We start from the raw sequence: 4,782 nt of genomic DNA on the forward strand, positions 1-4,782 counted from the left end.
GATGGCGGCGCGCTGGCGCTCGCCGCCCGACAGCGTGGTTACCCGGTGCGCGGTCCGGTCGGACAGGCCGACAAGGGCCAAGGTGTCGCGCGCCCGAGCCAAGGCCTGTGCGCGCGGCATGCCCGCGATGATGGCCTGCATGGCCACGTTTTCCAATGTATCGAATTCCGGAAGCAGGTGGTGGAACTGGAAGACGAAGCCGATTTCGCGATTGCGCAGCCCCGCCTTCTCGTCCGGCGCCATGGTGCCCATGTCCCGGCCCTGGAACAGCACCTGTCCCTGTGAGGGAGTATCAAGGGTACCCAGCAGATGCAAGAGGGTGGACTTGCCCGAGCCGGATGCTCCGACAATGGCCACCGATTCTCCCTGGCGGATGGACAGGTCCACCCCGCGCAGGATGGTCACTTGCTCGGCGGGACCGGCGTACTCCTTGTCCACTCCGGCAAGGCGGTACAGCGGCTCGTCTCCAGAGGGGGACGCGGCCCCGTCCGGACCCTGTCCGGGAGCGGTCATATGCAGAAAATCCGTGCTCATTCGTAGCGCAGCGCTTCGGCGGGCTCCAGGCTTGCAGCCTGGCGCGCCGGGTAGATGGTGGCGACGAAGCACAGCAACATCGAGCTTGCGCCGATGGCCAGCATGTCGGGCCATTGCAGCAGCACCGGCAGGTGGTCCAGCGAATAGACGCCGTGCGGCAGCTTGATGAACTGGTAGCGCTTCAGAAGTTCCGCCACGCCCAGCCCCAGCGCGTAGCCGAGGCAGGTGCCGATGGCGCCGATGACCGTGCCCTGCAGCATGAAGATGCGCCGGATCATGCCCCGCGTCGCCCCCATGGACATGAGTATGGCAATGTCGCGGGTCTTTTCCATGACCAGCATGACCAGCGTGGTGATGATCGAGAACGAGCCCACCAGCACGATGAGCACCAGAATCACGGCCATGGCCGTCTTTTCCAGCTTCAGCGCGGCGAACAGGTTGGCGTTCATCTCCATCCAGTGGCGGGTGTACAGCGGGTAGCCGCCCACGGCCCGGGTAACCCGTTCGGCCACCTCGTCCGCCTTGTACACGTCGGTCACGGCAAGCTCCACGCCCGAAACGGCGCCGTCGGGCAGGCCCAGCACGTCGCGCGCGGCGTCGAGCGACACGAACCCCAGCGACGAATCGTACTCGAACATGCCGGTGGAGAACACGCCCACCACCATGAAGGGGCGGATGCGCGGGGCGAACCCGGCCGATGTCTTCTGCCCGGCAGGCGACAGCAGGTTTACCCGGCTGCCCACCACCACGCCCAGGCGCTGGGCCAGTTCGTCGCCGATGATCACGCCGGGCGGGCCGGAGGGGGCGCCGTCCGCGCCGGTGCGCGGCGCAAGGTCGGCCACGTCGCCCTTGGTCATGTTGGAAAGGATGCCCAGCACCGAAGGGGCGGTCTGCGGGTCTATGCCGCGCAGCACCAGCCCCTTCACCCCGTGGGGGGTGGAGAGCATGACTTCGGAATAGATGAATGGCGTCGCGCCGCGCACCCCGTCCACCTGCCGTATCTTGTCGATGAGATGCGGCGCGTCGGTAAGGCCGGTGCGGTCGGCGGACATGACGATGCCATGGGCATTGGCGCCCAGGATCTTGTCACGCAGGTCGGTGGTGAAGCCGTTCATGACGCCCAGCACCACGATCAGCGACGCCACCCCCAGCGCCACCCCCAGAATGGAGGTGACGGAGATGACGGAAATGAAGGTCTGCCTGCGCCGTGCGAACAGGTAGCGCAAGGCCACGAACAGTTCGAAGCTCATGCGGCGCGGCCTAGCTTTCCGGCTTCAGCAGCGGGAACAGGATGACCTCGCGGATGGAGGGCGAGTCGGTCAGCAGCATGACCAGGCGGTCGATGCCCACCCCCTGCCCTGCCGCTGGCGGCATGCCGTATTCCAAGGCGCGCAGGTAGTCTTCATCCATGAAGTGCGCCTCGGCGTCTCCCGCTTCCTTTTCGGCCACCTGGTCCATGAAGCGCATGCGCTGGTCCACGGGGTCGTTCAGTTCGGAGAAGGCGTTGCCCAGTTCGCGCCCAGTGATGAACAACTCGAAGCGGTCCGTCACGTCGGGCCGTTCGTTGTTGCGGCGCGACAGCGGCGAGATGTCGGTGGGATAGTGATAGATGAAGGTGGGTTGGATCAGCTTGCCTTCCACATCCAGGTCGAACAGCTTGGCCTGCAGCTTGGCCATCTTCTCGCCGTCCACGACCTTTTCGCCCCGTTCGCGGATGTATTTGCGCACCGCTTCGTAGTCGTTGTAGAATTCCGGCTTGTGCCCGCCGATCTTCTCCAGCGAATCATGGAACGAGAGGCGCGTCCAGCGGCCCGGGGTAAGGTCCACTTCCTGGCCCTGGTAGGTCACCACGTACGAGCCGCACACCTTTTCCGCCACGTGGGCGAACAGTTGTTCGGTCAGGTCCATGAGGTCCTCGAACGTGGCGTACGCCCAGTAGAATTCACACATGGTGAATTCCGGGTTGTGCCGGGTCGAGATGCCCTCGTTGCGGAAGTTGCGGTTGATCTCGAACACCTTCTCGAACCCGCCCACCAGCAGGCGCTTCAGGTACAGTTCCGGCGCGATGCGCATGTACAGCTGCATGTCCAGCGCATTGTGGTGGGTGATGAACGGCATGGCCGTGGCGCCGCCGGGAATGGGCTGCATCATGGGGGTTTCCACCTCCATGAAGCCCTTTTCCTCCAGGAAGCGGCGGAACTCGCGCACGATCAGGGTGCGCTTGCGGAAAATCTCGCGCGTGCGCGGCGTGACGATGAGGTCCACGTAGCGCTGGCGGTAGCGGGTCTCCACGTCCTTCAGGCCGTGGTACTTTTCGGGCAGGGGCCGGATGGACTTGGTGAGCAGCACGCACTGGTCGCACGACAGGGTCAGTTCACCCGTCTTGGTGCGGAACAGCGTGCCGGAAACGCCCACGATGTCGCCGGTATCCAGCTTCTTGAAGTTGCGGTACGGGTCTTCGCCCAGTACCTCGCGCGCGGTGTAGCATTGCAGGCGACCGCTCTTGTCCATCAGATGGAAAAAGGTCACCTTGCCGAACGAGCGCTGCGAGACGATGCGCCCCGCACAGGTGAAGCGCGTGTCGACGTTTTCCAGTTCCTCGGCGGTCAGACCCTCGTATTCGGCCGAAATGGCCGCCACGTCGTGCTGCTTCACGAAACCGTTGGGGTACAGGGCTACGCCGTCGTCCAGCAGTTCACAGGATTTGACCACCCGGTTCTTGACGACTTCGTTCAGTTCGTCGCGGGCATCTAGGCTTTCGAGCATGGGCATGAAATATTCCGCCCGCTCGGACTTTGTGGCAAGCTTGATCTTCTTGCGCTTCGACTGTTCCTGACTGCTCAAGGACGTTCTCCGTGGACCTGTTGATTCTGCCGGATGCCGGACTGCTACGGGTATGCCAATTGAGTGCGGCAGTCAAGAAACGCCCAAGGCGCCCGTTCGTCAACAGTTTTTTCGCGCTGCGCGATTTTTTGCTTGACCGTCCGGCCCGTTGCGGGTACTTCAGCCTCCGCGCCGGAAAACGCCCGGCGCGCCACGTTCCCCGGTGGCTCAATTGGCAGAGCGGGTGACTGTTAATCACTAGGTTGGCGGTTCAAGTCCGTCCCGGGGAGCCAGAATGCTAGGGCGCATGACCATGGTCATGCGCCCTTTTGCGTTATGTGCCGCCGCAGGGCTTCGCCGCGCCCTTCCTGCCGCTGGACATCCTCTCCGCCTCCTCCTATTGCACATACATGGGGCCCCCCGCGCGGAACCTGTTCGGCACGCGCGCCATCCGCAGCCCCGGAGGGAAGCCAATGACCCATCCCGCATGGCACGCCATGGCCACGGACGATGTGGCTCGCACCCTGGGCACGGACCCGACGCGTGGTCTTTCCGCCAGCCAGGCAGAGGAACGCCTGTCCCGGCACGGCCCCAACGAACTGACCCACGAGGAGCGGGCCTCCCCCCTGCGCATGTTCCTGGGGCAGTTCGCCAATGTGCTCATCGTCATCCTGCTGGCGGCCGTGGTTCTTTCCGCCGCCGTGGGCGAGGTGGTGGACGCGGCCATCATTCTGGTCATCGTGCTGTTCTGCGCGGTGTTGGGTTTCGTGCAGGAGTACCGGGCGGAACAGGCCCTGGACGCCCTGAAGAAGATGCTCTCGCCCACCACCAGCGTGCTGCGCGACGGCGCGGAGGCGCGCATACCTTCGGCCCAGGTGGTGCCCGGCGACGTGGTGCTGCTTGAGGCGGGCGACCGCGTGCCCGCCGACGCGCGCATCGTCGAGGCCCACGCCCTGCGCTGCGACGAGGCCCCCCTGACCGGCGAATCGATGCCCGTGGGCAAGGGCACGGATCCCGTGTCCGAGGACGCGGGCACGGCAGACCGGCGCAACATGGCCTTCACCGGCACCACCGTCACCTACGGGCGGGGCCGCGCCGTGGTCACCGCCACGGGCATGGAAACGGCCTTCGGGCAGATCGCCCGCGAGGTGGCCAGCGTGGAAACGGTAAAGACCCCGCTGGAAAAACGCACCGAGGAAATCGGCAAGTGGCTGGGCATCACCGCCCTGGGCATCTGCGTGCTGGTGGCCGGGTTCAGCATCGCGCGCGAGGCCATGCACGGCACCGTGGATTTCGCCTTCATCGTGTCCATGATCATGTTTGCCGTGTCGCTGGCCGTGGCCGCCGTGCCGGAGGCGCTGGCCGCCATCGTCACCGGGGCGCTGGCCATCGGCATGCGCCAGATGGCCCGGCGCGGGGCGCTGG

4 protein-coding genes and 1 tRNA gene are annotated in these 4,782 nt (G+C 65.3%); 2 read left to right on the forward strand and 3 right to left on the reverse strand.

Features of this window, described 5'->3' with window-relative positions:
* The 3 genes from FVW27_RS07975 to lysS all read right to left on the reverse strand — a co-directional run.
* Positions 1 to 513, reverse strand: a 513-nt coding sequence (locus tag FVW27_RS07975; RefSeq protein WP_167124167.1) for an ABC transporter ATP-binding protein, incomplete at its 3' end; no start/stop codon positions are given.
* A 17-nt stretch (positions 514 to 530) separates the two neighbouring features.
* A complete protein-coding gene (locus tag FVW27_RS07980) occupies positions 531 to 1,784 on the reverse strand; it encodes a lipoprotein-releasing ABC transporter permease subunit (RefSeq protein WP_167124169.1) in 1,254 nt (417 codons plus the stop codon).
* A 10-nt stretch (positions 1,785 to 1,794) separates the two neighbouring features.
* Entirely contained in the window at positions 1,795 to 3,300 is a 1,506-nt protein-coding gene (gene lysS, locus FVW27_RS07985; RefSeq protein WP_167124173.1) for a lysine--tRNA ligase, read from the reverse strand.
* A gap of 274 nt (positions 3,301 to 3,574) precedes the next feature.
* Between lysS and FVW27_RS07990 the strand changes: the two genes are divergently transcribed.
* Positions 3,575 to 3,650: transfer RNA gene (locus tag FVW27_RS07990), tRNA-Asn, on the forward strand.
* Positions 3,651 to 3,830: 180 nt separating this feature from the next.
* On the forward strand, positions 3,831 to 4,782 hold a 952-nt coding region (locus FVW27_RS07995), incomplete at its 3' end, for an HAD-IC family P-type ATPase (protein ID WP_167124171.1).

The sequence above is a fragment of the Nitratidesulfovibrio liaohensis genome (genome assembly GCF_011682075.1).
Lineage (GTDB): Bacteria > Desulfobacterota > Desulfovibrionia > Desulfovibrionales > Desulfovibrionaceae > Cupidesulfovibrio > Cupidesulfovibrio liaohensis.

What these genes read in the sequence shown, in the direction of transcription:
- FVW27_RS07980 (WP_167124169.1), bottom strand. Translation starts at nt 1,784, where the DNA reads ATGAGCTTCGAACTGTTCGTGGCCTTGCGCTACCTGTTCGCACGGCGC.
- lysS (WP_167124173.1), bottom strand. Translation starts at nt 3,300, where the DNA reads ATGCTCGAAAGCCTAGATGCCCGCGACGAACTGAACGAAGTCGTCAAG.